Genomic DNA, 18,148 nt, shown 5'->3' with positions numbered 1-18,148 from the left:
TAAATGAATGAAGCCCCCGGGCTGGAAAAGGAGTCAAGATATGAACAGAAACAGAAAGAAAGTAGTGGTAGCTTCTCTGGCAACAGGAATGGCAGTTGTTATGGGAACAGTGCCGGTACTGGCTGCGGACAGCAGTGTTTCAAAACAGGAAACTGTATATGTAAACGCTTCAGCAAGTGGTACTCCGCAGGAAATCACTGTATCTGAATGGCTGAAAAACTCAGCTTCCTCAGGAAATTTAAGCGATGTGTCCGATCTTAAAGATATCAAGAATGTCAAAGGTGATGAGACCTTTGACCAGGACGGCGATGACCTGACCTGGAATACAGAGGATAAGGATATTTATTATCAGGGAACTACTACCAAGGAACTTCCGGCATCTGTAGAACTTACCTATTACCTGGACGGTGTTCAGGTAAGTCCGGATGATCTGGCAGGCAAGAGCGGTCATCTCAAGGTCGAAGTAAAATACACAAACAATGCCAAGAACAAAGTAAAAGTCGGCAAGAAAAAGACAGACATGTATTCACCATTCGTCATGGTGACAGCAATGATCCTTCCGGTCGATAATTTCACAAATGTAACGATCGACAATGGTAAAGTCCTTTCTGACGGACAGAGAAACATTGCAGTCGGCGTAGGTCTCCCGGGACTGGCAGACAGCCTGGATCTCAAGAGCATCGATAAGGATATCGACATTGACATTCCGGAAGGCTTCACAATGGAAGCAGATGTGACAGATTTCAGCATGAGTTCTACCTTTACTTTCGGAATGACAGACCTTCTGGATTCCATTGATACAGATGATATTGACGGTCTGGATGATCTTAAGGATTCCATGAAAGAACTTACAGATTCTGCAACTAAGCTGGTGGATGGGGCCAAGGAACTTTCTGATGGTACTACCACATTGAATACGAAATACAAAGAACTGGATGACGGTATTGCTTCACTGAAAAGCGGCGTAAGTACATTAAACAGCGGTGCTGCAAGCCTGAAGAGTGGTGTTGCATCTTATACTTCCGGTGCAGATACCCTTGCGTCCGGTGTAAATCAGTATGCATCCGGTGTAAGTAAGCTGACCAGTTCCCTCACAGAATATAATCAGGGTGTAAATACTCTTGCAGCCGGTGCAAAAGCTTACGTCAGCGGAACAAACACTCTTGGAAGTGGTGTAAAGGCTTATGTACAGGGCGCTACACAGCTTGGAAACGGAATTACTACGTATGTTGATGGAATCGGAACACTGGTAGAGGGTGTTGGAAAGAGCGCAAAGGGTGTCAAGGAAGCGGCAGCAGGAATCAGTGCTTTTGCAGAAAAAGCAGGTTCAATGGTAGGAGAACTTTCCGATACAGTTACAAAGATCAACACATATGCAGACAGTGTAAGTGCTTATGCACAGGGAACAGCACAGTTTGCAGACAGCGTAAAAACATATGCGGCAGGCGTTGCACAGGCACAGCCGGTTGCTGAACAGCTTGCACAGCTTCTTGGAAGCATGACAGGAAGCAGCGAAAGTGAAGACTCCAAAACAGAGCAGATCACAAGCGGTCTTGCACAGGCAATGGAGGCAGCAGATTCCATTGAGGCATCTACAGATGATTCCGTAGCGGATCAGGTGAGTGAAGCAGCAGATGCAATCAGCGAAGCAGCGGGTGCAGGAGCAGCAATTCAGGGTGATGCAGGAACGATCGCCGGCGGTCTTGCAAGTGCAGAATCTGCAATTGATATTCTGAGCAGCATTGATACTTCTTCTATGGATGATGTAACAGCAGCGGCTGTAAACAGCGCAGTGGAAAGTGCGATCGGAGCAATTTCCAGTGGTGTGGATACCGCGCAGAGTGGAGTTGACAGTCTTCAGGAACATGCAGATCAGGTATCTGGTCTTTCTGAACAGGCTGGAGAAGTTCAGGCAGCAGCAGCTACGATCAGTGCACAGGGCAGCCAGAATGAGGCGGCAGCAGATGCAGTATCACAGCTTAAGGATGGTCTGGATCAGATTTCTGATGGTCTGGATGAGGATGACGATGCTGATTCCACAGGAGATGCAATTGACAGTGCAGCACAGCTTGCAGCAGGTCTGAATGCAGCCCTGACACAGCTTACCGGTAATAATGAAGCGTTAGAGACAGTAGCTGACAATCTGATCACGAACGGAACCGGAGAGGGAGAATCCCTGACAAATGCTTCCGCTCAGGTAAAAGAAGGAACAGCAGCACTTCAGACAGAAGTCGGAAGTATGCTGGATGGCGACCAGTTAACTAAACTTCAGAAAGGTGCAGAAGAACTCCAGACTGGTGCAGATCAGCTTCAGGAAGGTTATAATACAGCAAAGAAGTCAGCAACACAGCTGAAATCTGGTGCACTGAAACTGCAGTCTACCAATAAACAGCTTACAAATGGTGTAAGTCAGCTTCAGAAATCAGGAACAACGCTGACAAGTGGAGCAAACCAGCTTACAAGTGCAAGCAAGCAGGTTCAGAGCGGAGCAAGTCAGATTGACAGTGCAACAAGTACTCTGACAAGCGGAGCAAACCAGCTTTCTGCAAACAGTGGTACACTGAACAGCGGAGCAAGTCAGCTTGCAAGCGGAACACAGCAGCTTGCAAGTGGAACAGGCACACTTGTAAGTGGAAGTTCGCAGGTTAAGAGCGGAATCAATACGCTTGCCAAAGGAGCCAAGAAACTGGCTGACGGAACAAAGGAATTCAATGACAAGGGAATCAAGAAACTTGATGAAGCTGTAAATGATGATCTTCAGGATGTTCTGGATCGTCTGGATGCGCTTCGTTCTGATGATAATGCATACACAAGCTATGCAGGAAAGTCCGATAAGATGGATGGAAATGTGAAGTTTGTCATTGAAACAGAAGCAATTGACAACGACTGATAATGATGATAACTTTTTCAGGGGAACGGTTTCAGACCGTTCCCCTGTTTTGTCTTGCGATGGCGGAGGGAGTCTGCTATACTGTATAGCAGGACATAGAAATCACAGAGAAAGTATCAGGTGATAAAATGGAAAAAACGAAACAGCGGGGCAATGTACCGGTTTCGAAAAAGACCAAAAAGAAATCCAAAACCAAATCCAGATCCAGAAATAATATCGGAGTGAAGCTTATAGAGAAACCAGAGTATTATGATTACAATCTGGTAGCGGCGATTATCCTTCTGACCTGTTTCGGTCTGGTTATGCTGTACAGTACCAGCGCATACACATCAACGATCAAGTATGGTGATGATATGTATTTCTTTAAGAAACAGGCGGCGATCAGCTTTGTATGTATTGCCGGTGCTCTGTTTATATCCATGTTTGATTATCATATCCTGGCAAGGTTTACAGGGGTTCTGTATGGTGTTGCTGCCGGCTCTATGGTACTGGTAAGAACACCTCTGGGAACTGTTTCCAATGGTGCCAGGAGATGGCTCAGAATCGGACCGATTCAGTTTCAGCCGGCAGAGATTGCCAAGATCGCCGTGATCGTCTGTCTTTCCTACATGATCGTTCACATGGGCAAGAAGATGAATTCACTCAAGGCATGTATGACACTTGGGGCAATGGGAACATTTCTTGCATTGCTGGCATATGTCTGCACAGATAACCTCAGTACAGCCATTATTATTTTCTGTATTACAGTGGGAATGATTTTTGTGGCACATCCCAAGACCAGGATTTTTCTGATTCTTGTGGCGGTGGCAATTGCGTTTCTGGCGATTCTTGTATTTGTTATTGGTCAGAGTGTAAAGGAGACAGATGATTTCCGTCTGAATCGAATCATCGCGTGGCTTCATCCTGAGAATGCCACAGGAACTGCGGCATACCAGACCATACAGGCGCTTTATGCAATTGGTTCCGGAGGCTTTCTGGGACGTGGACTTGGTAACAGTATTCAGAAGCTTGGAAGCGTACCGGAAGCACAGAACGATATGATCTTTTCTATCATCTGTGAAGAACTTGGAATCGTAGGGGGCGTGATTCTTCTGCTTCTGTTTGGATATCTTCTTTACAGGCTGTGTTTTATCGCACAGAATGCACCGGATCTTTTTGGGTCGCTGATTGTCAGCGGTATCTTTATACATATTGCACTGCAGGTAATTCTGAACATTGCAGTTGTAGTAAATCTGATGCCAAATACCGGTGTCACGCTGCCGTTTATCAGCTATGGAGGTACCTCGATCATGTTCCTCATGGCCGAGATGGGACTGGCCTTAAGCGTGTCCAAACAGATTAAACTCAAGACACCCGAAAGGGCAGCCTAAAATAACAGAAAATCTATTGACAAATAGTTTTCCAGAATATATACTTTGCACATCAAAGTAGTGAAAAAGCATACTTGATAAAGGAGAAAAGCAATGTTAGATGAAATGAAAAAAATGCTCGCAGAACAGTTAAACTGCGACGAAAACGAGATCACAGCAGATACTTCTTTTAAAGATGACCTTGGAGCAGATTCCCTTGACCTGTTCGAACTGGTTATGGCACTGGAAGATGAGTACAACATCGAGATACCTGCTGAGGAACTGACAGAACTGGAAACAGTGGGAGACGTGATCGAGTATCTTAAAGGCAGAGGAATTGAGGCATAATTGCAAAAACACTCCCTGAGGCATATAATTGTCTCAGGGGTTTTACATTTTTGAAAGGCAGGAAATAATAAAATGACAAAGATCAGAACCAGATTTGCACCGAGCCCGACAGGCAGGATGCATGTAGGAAATCTGCGTACCGCACTGTACGCATACCTGATTGCAAAACATGAAGATGGAGACTTTATCCTTAGAATCGAGGATACAGACCAGGAGCGTTATGTAGAAGGAGCTGTAGATATCATCTATCGTACCATGGCAGGTACAGGACTTCTTCACGATGAAGGTCCGGACAAGGACGGCGGCGTAGGTCCTTACGTACAGAGTGAGAGACAGGCATCCGGAATCTATCTCAAATATGCACAGCAGCTTATTGAACAGGGTGATGCTTACTACTGCTTCTGCGGTCCGGAGGAACTGGAATCCATGAAACGTGTCGTTGCAGGCAAGGAGATCTCCATCTATGACAAGAGATGTCTGCACCTTTCCAAAGAAGAAGTACAGAGACGTCTGGATGCAGGCGAACCGCATGTTATCCGTTTCAATATGCCGACAGAGGGAACCACTACTTTCCACGATGTAATTTACGGAGACATCACAGTAAACAACGAAGAAATGGAAGACCTGATTCTGATCAAGTCTGACGGATACCCGACCTACAACTTTGCAAACGTTGTAGATGACCATCTGATGGGAATCACTCACGTTGTCAGAGGAAATGAGTATCTTTCTTCTGCACCGAAATACAACCGTATCTACGAAGCATTCGGATGGGAGATCCCGGTCTATGTTCATTGCCCACTGATCACCAACGAGGAGCATCAGAAGCTTTCCAAGCGTTCCGGACATTCCTCTTATGAGGATCTTCTGGAGCAGGGATTTGTGACAGAAGCGATCGTAAACTTCGTAGCTCTGCTCGGATGGAGCCCGCAGGACAACCAGGAGATCTTCTCTCTTCCGGAACTTGTCAAGGCATTTGATTATCATCACATCAGCAAATCACCGGCAGTCTTTGATATCACCAAACTCCGCTGGATGAACGGCGAGTACATCAAAAAAATGGATCCGGAAGAATTCTACGAGAAAGCACTTCCATACATGAAGCAGGTCCTCAAACGAGACTACAACTTCCGCAAAATCGCAGGAATGGTTCAGACAAGAATCGAGACATTCCCGGATATCCCGGCACTGATCGACTTCTTCGAGGAAGTTCCGGAATACGACAGCGCAATGTACTGCCACAAGAAGATGAAGACCAACGAGGAGACATCTCTGGCAGTCCTCAAAGAAGTTCTTCCGGTTCTGGAAGCTCAGGAGGACTATACTAATGATCCGCTGTTCGCATCTTTAAGTGCGTTTGTTAAGGAGAAAGGATACAAGAACGGTTATGTTATGTGGCCGCTTCGTACCGCTGTATCCGGCAAGCAGATGACACCGGCAGGAGCAACTGAGATCATGGAGATCATCGGCAAAGAAGAAACACTGAAACGTGTCAAAGCAGCTATCGAAAAACTCAGCTGATCACAGATATATGAAACGTAATCCATCTCAACAACGGGCAATCGCCCACCTGTCAGGACCCATGATGGTTCTGGCAGGCCCTGGTTCGGGGAAAACTTCCGTAATTGTAGAAAGAACAGCATATATGACAACCGAGGGCGGGATTTCTCCTTCCAATATCCTTGTCGTGACTTTTTCAAGGGCAGCGGCGAAGGAAATGAAAGAACGATTTCTGAATTTTACCGGTCAGGAGTATACACCGATCACATTCGGGACTTTCCATGGCGTTTTTTATGGAATTCTGAAGCAGGCGTATGGATTTACTGCGGCGAATATTCTGTCAGAGGAGGAGAAGTCTGCAATTCTCCGGGAACTTGCACTGAACCATGGCGGGGAACTGGCAGAGGAAGGTGATTTTTCGGAAGAAGTTGCCAAGGAGATCAGTGTTGTCAAGGGAAACAGGATTTCGCTGGAATATTATTATTCTTCGTGCTGTCCGGATGAGGTTTTCCGTCAGATCTACCGGGAATATGTCAAAACCTGTCAGGCGAGACGGAAACTGGATTTTGATGACATGATCCTCTACTGTTATGACCTTTTTGATAAGCGGAAGGATATTCTGGCAGCGTGGCAGAATAAATTTCAGTATATCCTGGTCGATGAGTTTCAGGATATCAACCAGCTTCAGTATGACATCGTGAAGCTTCTTGCGAAGCCGCAGGATAATCTGTTTATCGTGGGGGATGATGATCAGTCCATCTATCATTTCCGTGGAGCAAGACCGGAGATCATGCTGAATTTCACAAAGGATTATCCAGAGGCAGAGACGGTGACACTGGATGTGAATTACCGATGTAGCAAGAGGATCCTTTCTTCTGCAATGCAGGTGATCGGAACGAACAAGAAAAGATTCCAGAAGCATCTGCAGACTCCCAATCCGGAAGGTGATCCGGTAAAGATCCGTGAATTTGAAAATCCGAGAGAAGAATATCTCGAAGTTGTATCAGAACTCCGGGCGCGTCTGGAACAGGGCGACAAGCTGGAAGACACAGCGATCCTTCTTCGCACGAACCAGGAGGCGGAAGGTCTGGTCGGTGCGCTGATGGAACGTCAGGTTCCATTTAACATGAAAGAAAAACTTCCGAACCTGTTCCACCACTGGATCTGCCGGAACATTCTGGCATATCTGAGATTTGCGGCGGGCGATGAGAGCCGGAAGAATTTTGTTGAATTTATGAACCGCCCGAACCGTTATATAGCCAGAGATGCGGTATCACTTTCCCCTGTGATCTCCTTCGACCAGCTCAAGGATTTTTACAAGGATAAGGACTGGATGTGTGACCGGCTGACAACACTTGAGACGCATCTGCGTATCCTTCGGGGTCTGACACCTTTTGCGGCGATAAATTTCATCCGAAAGGGCATGGGATACGAAGAATACTTGCGGGAATACGCGGAATATCGTAAAATAAAACCAGAAGAATTAAGTGAGATCCTGGATCGGCTGACCGACAGCACGAAGGGAATGGACAGCCTCGGAGACTGGGAAGACTACATAGAAAATTACACCAGGAAACTGGAAGAACAGGCGAAGAAACAGGAGCAGGAAAGAGAGGGTGTACTGATCTCAACACTCCATGGAGTCAAAGGTCTGGAATATGACAAGGTATATATCCTGAATGTAAATGAAGGCAGCATGCCGTACAAGAAAGCAGTCCTGGAACCGGCGATCGAAGAAGAACGGAGGCTTTTTTATGTAGGGATGACCCGTGCCAGGAAGGAACTTGATCTGTGTTACGTGAGGCAGCAGCATGAGAAGAAACGGGAGCCTTCCCGCTTTCTGGAGGAGGTGCACATATGAAGGCAGTGATTTATTTTACAGAGGTCCCGGAGAAATATCTCCACAAGAATATGGAGCATATGATCGGAGAGAAACTACTTGCGACAGGACTTTACAAGGAATATGGACTGAAGCTTGCATTTGAGCCGCGGGCAGCAGGAGAGCACGGCAAACCATTCCTGACCCTGCAGCCAAAGATCCACTACAACATCAGCCATTCCGGCAAATATGTAATGTGCATCATCGCCGGAGAAGAAGTCGGCATCGATGTCCAGGAACACAAGAAAGTCAACTACGAACGAATGCTCACCAGAATGGTCCCGGCAGACATGGTACGCGAGATTCTTGAGAGCGAGCAGATGGAGAAAGCCTTTTTTACCCAGTGGGTGCTCAGAGAAGCCTACATCAAATGGACGGGAGAAGGTCTTTCCAAAGACCTCCGCAAGATCTCCCTGGACAAAGGCAGCTACCTGATGCTTGAAATGGAACCAGGCTACAGCGGAGCCGTCTGGTCCCGCGACCCGTTGGAACTGCGGTGGGTGCATGAGGAGATACAGTTGCCGTAATCGTGCGTAAAAATTAAAGTGAAACAATGAATAACAGACTGGACAAATAAAAATACCCTCCTTATACTGAATGTAACTACTTTTGGTACAGGGAGGGCATTTTTATGAATTCTGTCCGGTATCGTCAGATGAGGGAGATTCTCTGACAATCTATGATGAAGACAGGAACAGAATTCCTGCATACTGGGACATGGATCAGCAATGTTTTGTCGCGCAGGATGACGCGCTGAAAGAACTAAAATTTGACAGCTACATGGATTCAGGTACGCAGAATCTTCTGATGCAGTATCAGGATATCACCTGGGAATTTGTCAAGGCAAATGGATCACCACAGTTTGTATATATTAACTTTTATAAACGCGGAGACGAGATCCGGACAGCCGACAGCGTTCTGAAAGGCTATGAAAAGCTTTTTACCGGACGAGGCTATATCTGGGGCAGGGCGATTCCACTTCTGAAAGAGCATATTCTGGTCGGAAGCGGACCGGATACTTTCGTAGAAGAATTTCCACAGCAGGATTATGTTATGAAAGCAAACACAGGACGCTGGATGCTGGAGCAGATTCCGTCCAAGGCGCACAGTCTGTATTTGCAGAGTGCACTTCAGACAGGCATTCTGTCGCTGCTCTGTCTTCTGATATTCTGGGGAAGTTATGCAGTTTCGTCTGTTCGAAGCCTGAAACAGAAAAAAGACAGCAGTTTTTTTGCGGTGGATGCTGTGATTCTGCTGAGTGTGACTGCTTTTCTTTTCATGGGGCTTATGAATGATTCCAACCTGGCAGTATCCCCGTTGTTCTGGGGAATGCTCGGACTTGGCTGTGCCATGAAAAAAACGGATTTTTCCCGGTAATAAAAACAGATTGTCCACATATATTAACTGTAAAGAGGTGAGGACGATCGACAGGGAGAGTATTCAGAATCTGTTTGCAGGAAATATCCGCAAACTTCTCATTGAGGCGGGACCGGATTATGAGAAACTTTATGAGATCCGACTCCGGGTGGGACGCCCCCTGTTTCTTGTATATGCAGGGGGTGAACGCTTTTTGCAGATAAAAAGAGGCGAGCCGTATTTTGTGACGCGGCAGGATCTTAAGGAAACGCTGGAGTATGTGTGCGGATATTCGCTGTATGCGTATGAAGATGAGATCCGGCAGGGATACATAAGCGTACAGGGCGGACACAGAGTGGGCGTTACCGGCAAGGTACTTCTGAATGGCGACAGGATCCGTGGAATGAAATATATTTCCTGCATCAATGTCCGGCTGTCACATCAGATCCCGGGCTGTGCAGATGCAGTGATGCCGTATATTCAAAGTCGAAACCATATTTCACACACATTGATCATCTCACCGCCGAGGTGTGGCAAGACGACACTTCTGCGGGATGTGATCCGACAGCTCAGTAATGGGAGAGAGGGCATTCCTGGAGTGACAGTTGGGGTGGTGGATGAACGAAGTGAGCTTGCCGGAAGCTGGCAGGGTGTTCCACAGAATGACCTTGGAATGCGGACAGACATTCTCGATGCCTGTCCGAAAGCGGAAGGAATGCAGATGCTGGTGCGTTCGATGTCGCCGGATGTGGTGGCGGTAGACGAACTTGGCAGAGAAGAAGATTTCCGGGCGGTTGAAAGCGTGATCCATTGTGGATGCAGGCTGATTGCGACGGCACATGGAAATTCTGTGGAGGATATCTTAAACCAGCCGTTTTTTCAGAAGTTAAAAAAGATGGAAATATTTGAAAAATATATCGTTCTCGGAGACAGGAAGCAGATCGGTATCATAAAAGGAATCTACGATGAAAAAGGACAAAAATGCTGAAAATGGCGGCAAGCCTGTTGCTGATCCTGGGTGGAGCAGGAATCGGGTATGCCAGAAGTCGGGAGATCACAGAAAGAGAAAAGAACCTGGAGATTTTGCTTCAGATTCTTTTTTTTCTGAAAGGAGAGATCCGATGCGGCAACAGTTCTCTTCCAGACGCATTCCGGGAGATTGCAGCAAAAATCAGTGGATTTTTTGGGACAATCCTTCGGGATGCCGCACAGGAAATGGAAGACACCGGAGGCAAAAATCTGGAAGAGATCATGGAATTTTGTATACAAAGAAATTTTTATCAGGGAAATCCCGGAGGGTCGCAGAGGAAAGAAGAAATGGAGATTCTTCGGACTCTTGGGCGCAGACTTGGCTATCTTGACAGAGAAATGCAGATAAAACAGATCGAACTTCTGGAAACGGATGTGGAAGAACAAAGAAGACAGCTCAGAGAAAAAATGCCGGAGCAGAAGAAAATCTGCCAGTCCTTAGGGATTATGGGAGGCATTTTGCTTGCAGTATTGTTTTGGTAAGAGGAGAAGGGGGAGAGCGTGGAAGTCACCATTATTTTCAAAATAGCGGCGGTCGGGATTCTGGTTTCCATTCTCTCTCAGGTATTGAAACACAGCGGGAGAGATGAACAGGCATTTCTTGTAAGTCTCGCCGGCCTTCTTATCGTATTATTCTGGATCGTACCGTATATTTATGAATTGTTTGTGGATATTCAGAAATTGTTTGTGCTGTAAGCAGGAGGAAAGATGGATATTATAAAAATTTCTCTTCTGGGGATCTGCGGTGTTATATTATGCTTTTTTCTGAAAGAAACCCGGCCGGAATATACCGCTTTTATCACGATGGGAATTGGCATCATGATCCTGGGACTGGCTGTCGGAAAGCTGGAATATCTTTTCGGAACGCTGCGGCAGCTCAAGGACAGCCTGCCTGTGGAGCAGGAGTACCTGACGACGTTAATTAAAATGATCGGAATCACTTACATCGGACAGTTTTCGGCAGGAATCTGCAAGGATGCGGGGCATCAGGCTACGGCGGCGCAGATTGAATTATTCTGCCGGCTTTCTGTACTGGTACAGAGCGTTCCAATCCTTCTGGCACTACTGGAAACGATTCAGGAGTTTATGGCATGAGAGGGAAAAACTGGCTGGCGGTGCTGGTGCGTGTGGTATGTCTGGTAATTCTGATGGTAGCATGTGTAGCAGAAGTTTATGGAAGCAGTACAGGAATTCAGAGCCAGACACCAAAGAAAAGCCAGTCAGACGACATATCTGATTCTAATCAAAACGACACAGACATCGCACAGGAACTTCTGAACGAGATCGAACTGACAGATGTCCAGAACATGCTGGACGAACTTCTGGGCGAAGACAGTTTTTCCATGAAAGATGCGCTCATAAAACTGACAAAAGGTGAACAAGCATTTTCAAAAGAAGCGGTACAGGGAGTGGTGTACCGCTTTTTCTTTTATCGTCTGGAACAGGAGAGGGGACTTTTGGTCAAACTTCTCCTTCTGGTACTGTTTGCGGCTGTTTTTTCCAGCTTTGCGGATGTGTTCGAAAACGAACAGGTTGGAAATATCAGTTTTTTTGTCGTTTATCTGCTGGTTTTTACACTGCTGACAGATTCCTTTTCTGAAATGAGCCTGTCGTTGGAAAAGACGATCGACTGGATGACGGAAGTTATGAAAGGGCTGGCACCGGCGTTTTACATGACAGTCTGTGCCTCGTCCGGCGCGGCATCGGCGGCAGTTTTTTATGAGGGGGTTCTGATTCTGGTATGGCTGATCCAGTGGCTTCTTGCGACTGTCATCCTGCCTGCGTCCAGCCTGTATGTCCTTTTACAGCTCGTAAACTCCCTATCAAAAGAAGAAATGCTCGGAAAAATGGCAGAATTCCTCAACACGGCGATCTCCTGGAGCCTCAAAACACTCCTCGCGGCAGTGGTCGGCCTGCAGATCATCCGAAATCTGGTTGCACCGGTCATGGACAACCTGAAACGAGGACTTCTCGGAAGGGCGGCAGGGGCACTTCCGGGAGTAGGAAACGCCGTAAATATGGTGACAGAGCTGGTCGTGACAAGCGCAGTCCTGATCCGAAATTGTCTTGGCGTTGTGATACTCGTCGTATTTGTACTGGCGGGAGCAGGACCGATGCTGCATTATGGTGTCCTGTCGCTTTTGTATCGCTTTCTTTCGGCGGTATCACAGCCGATCTCAGATAAACGGATGGTCAGCGCGCTCAGTGCAATGGGCGAGGGATGCACCCTGCTTCTTCGGATCGTTTTTACTGCGGAAGTTCTGTGCATGCTGGCATTCCTTGTCCTGATGGCAGGGATCCAGAGTTAGGAGGGCAGATGAAGGCAGAAATCTATCAGTGGGTCAGGATCCTGGCGACGTTTTATATTTTATTTACTGCGGTCCTGCAATTGATGCCGGACAGAAAATATGAACGGTACATCCGGTCTTTCATGGGACTTCTTTTGATCTACATGCTGTGCACGCCGCTTTTTTCTTTCCTGCGGGGAAGCAGGGAGATGATTGGGGATTTCGCAGACTATTATAACGAGGAAGTACACCTTCTGGAGCAGAAAGAAACGCAGGATCTTCAGGGCTTTTACATCCGTAAAGGCTTTCGTCAGGAACTTGCATCCCAGATTGCAAAAAAATGTGAAGATGCAGGAATAAAAATACAGGAGACCATCGTAGATATAGAAGGAGAGACGATATCGGTGGAACTGAAGGCAGATCAGAACATGGACGGCGAACAGGAAAGGAGGATCCAGGATGAACTCCGGCAGAGCTTCGGGATCGAAGAGCAGAATATCAGAATTTTTGCAGAAGGGAATGACGAAACAGCAGTGGATCGTGATCCTGCTTCTGGGACTTCTTCTGTCGGTGATCGCACTTCCGGTATCCAAAAAGAGCAGTACACCAAAGCAGACGATCCTGATGGATAACAGTACACAGAGCACAGATGAAATCCAGTCCTCCCTGGAACGCAGGCTTCAGAATATTCTGGAGAATGTAGAAGGAGTTGGTGAAGTCAAAGTGATGCTGATGACGGAGGAACAGCAGGGAATCTATCGTTCCGGTGAAACAGAAGTCAGAGGAGTGCTGATCGCGGCAGAGGGAGCCTCTGATCCGGTGGTCGTGCAGAAAATTCAGCAGGCGGTAATGGCATTATTTCAGATCGAAGCCCATAAAATAAAAATAATGAAAATGAAATGAGGAGAGTAAAGTGAAAAAAATCGTAAAAAGGAATCAGGTCATCATCACTTCACTGGCAATCCTGATCGCAGTGGCGGGATACCTGAATTTTGCAGACGTGGATCTGGGATTCAAGGACAAAGAAGCGAGCACGGACAGTGCAAGTATTTTGGATCAGGTGGATTATGACATTACCGACGAAAGCGCACTTCTGGAAGAAAACAGTCAGAGCAGTCTTACCGATACAGAAGAAGACACGACAACGCCGGGGGAGGCGGTGCTGACAGGGGCATCCGGATTTGCGGCACAGGCAAAGCTTTCCCGTGAACAGGTGCGCTCCCAGAACAAGGCGGACCTGCAGGAGATCATCAACAATGCGGATATCTCGGATGATCAGAAACAGACCGCCATCAACACCATGGTAGAGATGACAGACGTATCCGAAAAAGAAGCTGCAGCAGAAATGCTTCTTGAAGCCAAAGGATTCGAGAATGCGGTAGTAAATCTTACCGGAGAGACAGCAGACGTAGTTGTGCCGGAAGCAGACCTCGAAGATGCAAAAAGAGCACAGATCGAGGATATCATCAAGAGAAAGACAGGGATCGCAGCAGAAAATATCGTGATCACGCCGCTTGACCAGACAGAGGATACAGGGGAAGAAAGCAGTTCGATGGAAGAAAATGCTGACGAGACCGCGGCCTATGACAGCACGGACGAAGCAGATACTACATACGAAGACCAGGAAACTTCCACCGATCAGGTGATCCAGACAGACGGTATCTATGATTAAGAAATGACACAGATCAAAACAGAGGGGAGCTTCCTCTCTGTTTTGACATAAAAAGCATTAAGAATGCCATACAACGCCGACTGGGATATGGAGATGCCGTTTTTCAAGAAAATGTTCCAGCTCGTGCTCAAAATATTCAACAGCGAGCTTGTTGGAAACCTTGGGATAACGATGCCGGATTTTGTAGCAGACACGGTTTGGCGGGGTGTTGACCAGTTCGCTGACATACAGAGAACGGTAATGCGAAAGCTCCTGAATGACAGATTCCGGTGCGATCATCCAGTTTTCGTCCTTTTTCCACAGGCGGTCAAGCAGAGTGATCGTGTCTGCTGAGATATGAGGTCTCGTAACAGAAGAAAGCCAGCGGTCATGCCAGATCTGGAAATTGTCATCCCAGCTCAGAAACAGTTCCATGGAGGAATCCAGTTCATCCGTATGTACCTGCGCCCGCGGGATCACCGGATGTTCGGACTGCACCAGATAAAGTTTTTCTTCAAAGATCTGCTCTGCGATGATGTTTTTGTAATGAAGATGCTGATAGACAAAACCGATATCAAATTTGTGCTCACTGAGCAGATCGTACAGTTCATTGGAGTGATGAGATTCAATATCCAGATCCAGATGAGAATGTGACTGAAGGATCTCATCATACAGCGGAGCAAATACGGCGATGTTCAGGCTGTCCGTGCAGCCGATTGTCAGAAGCATCCGTTCCTGGTTGTGCTGAAGTGTGAGTGTTTCTTTCCACAGGGACATCCACCGTTCGGCGAGGACGACAAAATCCATTCCTTTGGGTGTGAGTTCGACCTGCTTATGTCCTTTGTTTCGGATGACAAGAGGAAATCCCAGTTCATTCTCAAGGGAATTCAGACGATGGCTGACAGTTGGCTGGGACAGAAATAAAAGATCAGCGGTGCGGGTAATACTCTTGGTGTTTACGATAGTCAAAAAAGTTTCTATTTCTGCGAGATTCATAAAATTTCCTCCTGGCACGTATTCAAAAAATATGCCTCTATTATACAGAGAAAAGATTTGCTTTTCAATTATAACTTTATATCCTTTATATAAGGAAATTTCTTGACAGTCCGGCATAGTCTATAATAAAATAAAAAGTTGTATAGAAATTGGAAATAGGATAACAGACAGGAGGAAAAACGTGTCTAAGTACGCGAACGAAATAGAAAAAAGAAGAACTTTTGCCATTATCTCTCACCCGGATGCCGGTAAGACAACCCTGACAGAGAAATTTCTGCTGTATGGAGGTGCGATCAACCTGGCAGGTAGTGTTAAAGGTAAGGCAACTGCCCGCCATGCAGTATCTGACTGGATGGAAATAGAGAAAGAGAGAGGTATTTCCGTAACCTCTTCCGTATTACAGTTTCATTATGATGGATATTGTATCAATATTCTGGATACACCGGGACATCAGGATTTCTCAGAGGATACCTACCGTACTCTGATGGCAGCGGATTCCGCAGTCATGGTCATCGACGGAAGCAAGGGTGTCGAGGCACAGACAAGAAAGCTGTTCAAGGTCTGCGTCATGAGACACATTCCGATCTTTACTTTTATCAACAAGATGGACAGAGATGCAAATGATACGTTTGATCTTCTGGATGAAATAGAAAAGGAACTCGGGATCGCAACCTGCCCGATCAACTGGCCGATCGGTTCCGGTAAGAAATTCCGTGGAGTTTATGACAGAAATACACACAAAGTCCTGACCTTCTCTGACACACAGAAGGGAACCAAGGAAGGTGTGATCGAAGAAATCGATATTGACGATGCAAGACTTGACGACATCGTAGATCCGGATCAGAAGGAACAGCTCATGGATGAGATCGAGCTTTTGGACGGAGCAAGTGTGGAATTTGACCAGGAACAGGTAAGCAAGGGAAATATGACACCGGTATTCTTCGGTTCCGCGCTTACAAACTTCGGTGTGGAGACTTTCCTTGAGCACTTCCTCAAGATGACAACCTCTCCACTTCCGCGAGTATCCGATGAGGGTGAGATCGATCCGATGTCTGATGATTTCTCCGCATTCGTATTCAAGATCCAGGCAAACATGAACAAGGCACATCGAGACAGGATCGCATTCATGCGTATCTGCTCCGGTAAATTCGATGCATCCCAGGAAGTCTATCATGTACAGGGAGACAAGAAGATGCGTCTTCTCCAGCCTCAGCAGATGATGGCAGAATCCCGTCATGTGGTAGATGAGGCATATGCCGGAGATATTATCGGAGTCTTTGACCCGGGTATTTTTTCCATTGGTGATACGATCTGTGCGCCGGGACGTAAGTTTGCATTTGAGGGAATCCCGACTTTCGCACCGGAGCATTTTGCACGTGTGCGCCAGCTTGATACCATGAAGCGTAAGCAGTTTGTCAAGGGTATCAACCAGATCGCGCAGGAAGGTGCGATCCAGATCTTCCAGGAATTCAACACCGGTATGGAAGAGATCATCGTAGGCGTTGTCGGTGTCCTGCAGTTTGATGTCCTCAAATACCGTCTGGAAAACGAATATAATGTCGAGATCCGTCTGGAAAACCTTCCATATGAGCATATCCGCTGGATCGCAAACAAAGAAGAAGTCGATGTGGCCAAGATCACAGGAACTTCAGACATGAAGAAGGTTACAGACCTCAAGGGCAACCCGCTTCTTCTGTTCGTCAATGCATGGAGCGTCGGCATGACAGAAGACCGAAATCCGAATCTCGTACTGACAGAATTCAGTAAATAAACGCTTTTAATTTGCGGACAAATTTGATATACTAAACCTATGCAAAATTAGAATTTGATAGCTGTGAGAGGATTTCTTGCAGCTATGAGTCGGAGCCCGCAGGAGGTATTAGATATGGCAGAAAAGAGAACAACCTATAAATTACAGGATGTAGGAGGGATCGGTGAAGTCAAGATCGCAGATGAAGTAGTAACAGTCATCGCAGGACTGGCAGCAACCGAAGTTGACGGCGTTGCATCCATGGGAGGAAATATTACAAACGAGCTGGTAAGCAAGCTTGGAGTGAAGAACCTTTCCAAAGGAGTTAAGGTAACCGTCCTTGAGGGCGTTGTTACTGTTGACCTGACACTGAATATCGAGTTCGGCAAGAATATTCTTGAAGTAAGCAAGAAGGTTCAGGACAAGGTCAAATCGTCCATTGAAAACATGACAGGCCTGGAAGTGGCAGATGTAAATATCCGCATCGCAGGCGTTGATATGGAAAACGGAAAAGGAAAGTAAACTCTTTCCTTTTTTCTTTATAAAAGTCCCGGAGGGGGATATTGGTTTAGGAGGAAACATGCGAAGAAGCGAGCAGAGAGAACATATTTTTAAACTGCTGTTCATGACACAGTTTAATTCAGAAGATGAAATGTCAGATCAGGTGTCCATGTATTTTGAGACACTTGGAGAGCTGGAAGAGAAGGACCAGGAGGCAATGCAGGCGAAGTATCAGAAGATCCTGGAGAAGCTTGACGAGATCGACCAGATCCTCAACGACTACAGCCGTGGATGGAAGACAAGCCGTATGAGCAGAGTCGACCTGACAGCACTCCGTCTGGCAGTATATGAGATGAAATTTGATGAGGACGTTCCGGTTGGCGTTGCGATCAACGAGGCAGTAGAACTTGCCAAGATGTTTGGTGGAGACGATTCCGGTTCTTTCGTAAACGGGATCCTCGGCAAGATCGCCAGCGGTAAGAAGGACTCCGGTGAAGCACCGAAGAGACACCGTCCGACCCATCAGGCCAAGATCATCATCCGTTCATCCAAGAAAGATGCACCGAAATCCGAAACAAAGGCAGAGCCAGAAGAAAACTCTGATAATTAAT

Annotated in this window: 19 protein-coding genes; 18 read left to right on the top strand and 1 reads right to left on the bottom strand. The window is 46.7% G+C overall.

What is annotated here, in order from left to right; translation table 11 throughout:
- The first annotated feature begins 40 nt into the window (after nucleotides 1-40).
- From WMO75_RS00465 to WMO75_RS00395, 15 genes are all read left to right on the top strand, one after another.
- Nucleotides 41-2,890, top strand: a complete 2,850-nt coding sequence (locus WMO75_RS00465) for a YhgE/Pip domain-containing protein (protein WP_302247373.1) — start codon at nucleotides 41-43, stop codon at nucleotides 2,888-2,890.
- 128 nt (nucleotides 2,891-3,018) lie between these two features.
- Nucleotides 3,019-4,260, top strand: a complete 1,242-nt coding sequence (locus WMO75_RS00460; protein WP_022214938.1) for an FtsW/RodA/SpoVE family cell cycle protein — start codon at nucleotides 3,019-3,021, stop codon at nucleotides 4,258-4,260.
- A gap of 93 nt (nucleotides 4,261-4,353) precedes the next feature.
- The gene (gene acpP / locus WMO75_RS00455) at nucleotides 4,354-4,587 is read left to right on the top strand and encodes an acyl carrier protein (RefSeq protein WP_022214939.1); all 234 of its coding nucleotides are present in this window, start codon (nucleotides 4,354-4,356) and stop codon (nucleotides 4,585-4,587) included.
- 72 nt (nucleotides 4,588-4,659) lie between these two features.
- Nucleotides 4,660-6,108: a glutamate--tRNA ligase gene (gltX, locus tag WMO75_RS00450; RefSeq protein ID WP_022214940.1), complete on the top strand. Its 1,449-nt coding sequence runs from the start codon at nucleotides 4,660-4,662 to the stop codon at nucleotides 6,106-6,108.
- A 10-nt stretch (nucleotides 6,109-6,118) separates the two neighbouring features.
- On the top strand, nucleotides 6,119-7,948 hold the full coding sequence (locus tag WMO75_RS00445) for an ATP-dependent helicase (protein WP_173905187.1): 1,830 nt from the start codon (nucleotides 6,119-6,121) through the stop codon (nucleotides 7,946-7,948).
- The gene (locus WMO75_RS00440; RefSeq protein WP_022214942.1) at nucleotides 7,945-8,493 is read left to right on the top strand and encodes a 4'-phosphopantetheinyl transferase family protein; all 549 of its coding nucleotides are present in this window, start codon (nucleotides 7,945-7,947) and stop codon (nucleotides 8,491-8,493) included. Before WMO75_RS00445 ends, WMO75_RS00440 begins: the two co-directional genes overlap by 4 nt.
- Before the next feature lie 82 nt (nucleotides 8,494-8,575).
- Nucleotides 8,576-9,343, top strand: coding sequence for an O-antigen ligase family protein (locus tag WMO75_RS00435; RefSeq protein WP_118251947.1), 768 nt, complete (start codon nucleotides 8,576-8,578; stop codon nucleotides 9,341-9,343).
- Between the two features lie 10 nt (nucleotides 9,344-9,353).
- On the top strand, nucleotides 9,354-10,310 hold the full coding sequence (gene spoIIIAA / locus WMO75_RS00430; protein ID WP_179978645.1) for a stage III sporulation protein AA: 957 nt from the start codon (nucleotides 9,354-9,356) through the stop codon (nucleotides 10,308-10,310).
- On the top strand, nucleotides 10,304-10,834 hold the full coding sequence (locus tag WMO75_RS00425; protein ID WP_118251946.1) for a stage III sporulation protein AB: 531 nt from the start codon (nucleotides 10,304-10,306) through the stop codon (nucleotides 10,832-10,834). Before spoIIIAA ends, WMO75_RS00425 begins: the two co-directional genes overlap by 7 nt.
- A gap of 18 nt (nucleotides 10,835-10,852) precedes the next feature.
- Nucleotides 10,853-11,047 carry a stage III sporulation protein AC gene (gene spoIIIAC, locus WMO75_RS00420; RefSeq protein ID WP_022214945.1) on the top strand — a complete coding sequence of 65 codons (195 nt, stop codon included), beginning with the start codon at nucleotides 10,853-10,855 and terminating at the stop codon, nucleotides 11,045-11,047.
- Nucleotides 11,048-11,059: 12 nt separating this feature from the next.
- Nucleotides 11,060-11,446 (top strand): SpoIIIAC/SpoIIIAD family protein, encoded by a 387-nt coding sequence (locus WMO75_RS00415; protein ID WP_022214946.1) that lies wholly within the window; start codon nucleotides 11,060-11,062, stop codon nucleotides 11,444-11,446.
- On the top strand, nucleotides 11,443-12,660 hold the full coding sequence (locus WMO75_RS00410; RefSeq protein ID WP_118251945.1) for a stage III sporulation protein AE: 1,218 nt from the start codon (nucleotides 11,443-11,445) through the stop codon (nucleotides 12,658-12,660). The genes WMO75_RS00415 and WMO75_RS00410 overlap by 4 nt, the downstream gene beginning before the upstream one ends.
- 8 nt (nucleotides 12,661-12,668) lie before the next feature.
- Complete coding sequence (locus WMO75_RS00405) at nucleotides 12,669-13,271, top strand: stage III sporulation protein AF (RefSeq protein WP_118251944.1); 603 nt, start codon at nucleotides 12,669-12,671, stop codon at nucleotides 13,269-13,271.
- Nucleotides 13,159-13,542 (top strand): SpoIIIAG-related protein, encoded by a 384-nt coding sequence (locus WMO75_RS00400; RefSeq protein WP_227222093.1) that lies wholly within the window; start codon nucleotides 13,159-13,161, stop codon nucleotides 13,540-13,542. The genes WMO75_RS00405 and WMO75_RS00400 overlap by 113 nt, the downstream gene beginning before the upstream one ends.
- Before the next feature lie 10 nt (nucleotides 13,543-13,552).
- On the top strand, nucleotides 13,553-14,311 hold the full coding sequence (locus WMO75_RS00395) for a SpoIIIAH-like family protein (RefSeq protein ID WP_118251942.1): 759 nt from the start codon (nucleotides 13,553-13,555) through the stop codon (nucleotides 14,309-14,311).
- A 57-nt stretch (nucleotides 14,312-14,368) separates the two neighbouring features.
- Here WMO75_RS00395 and WMO75_RS00390 read toward each other — a convergent pair whose 3' ends face one another.
- Nucleotides 14,369-15,286 (bottom strand): LysR family transcriptional regulator, encoded by a 918-nt coding sequence (locus tag WMO75_RS00390; RefSeq protein WP_022214951.1) that lies wholly within the window; start codon nucleotides 15,284-15,286, stop codon nucleotides 14,369-14,371.
- A gap of 181 nt (nucleotides 15,287-15,467) precedes the next feature.
- Here WMO75_RS00390 and WMO75_RS00385 point away from each other — a divergent pair, with 181 nt between their 5' ends.
- From WMO75_RS00385 to nusB, 3 genes are all read left to right on the top strand, one after another.
- On the top strand, nucleotides 15,468-17,057 hold the full coding sequence (locus WMO75_RS00385; protein ID WP_022214952.1) for a peptide chain release factor 3: 1,590 nt from the start codon (nucleotides 15,468-15,470) through the stop codon (nucleotides 17,055-17,057).
- Nucleotides 17,058-17,171: 114 nt separating this feature from the next.
- Nucleotides 17,172-17,558, top strand: coding sequence for an Asp23/Gls24 family envelope stress response protein (locus WMO75_RS00380; protein WP_118251940.1), 387 nt, complete (start codon nucleotides 17,172-17,174; stop codon nucleotides 17,556-17,558).
- Between the two features lie 58 nt (nucleotides 17,559-17,616).
- The gene (gene nusB / locus WMO75_RS00375) at nucleotides 17,617-18,147 is read left to right on the top strand and encodes a transcription antitermination factor NusB (RefSeq protein ID WP_118698985.1); all 531 of its coding nucleotides are present in this window, start codon (nucleotides 17,617-17,619) and stop codon (nucleotides 18,145-18,147) included.
- Nucleotide 18,148 lies beyond the last annotated feature (1 nt).

The organism is Blautia intestinihominis (assembly GCF_040096655.1).
In the GTDB taxonomy this organism is placed as follows: Bacteria; Bacillota; Clostridia; order Lachnospirales; family Lachnospiraceae; genus Blautia_A; species Blautia_A intestinihominis.
The sequence above is the reverse complement of the archived record's forward strand: the minus strand, read 5'-3'. Positions and strand labels throughout refer to the sequence as shown.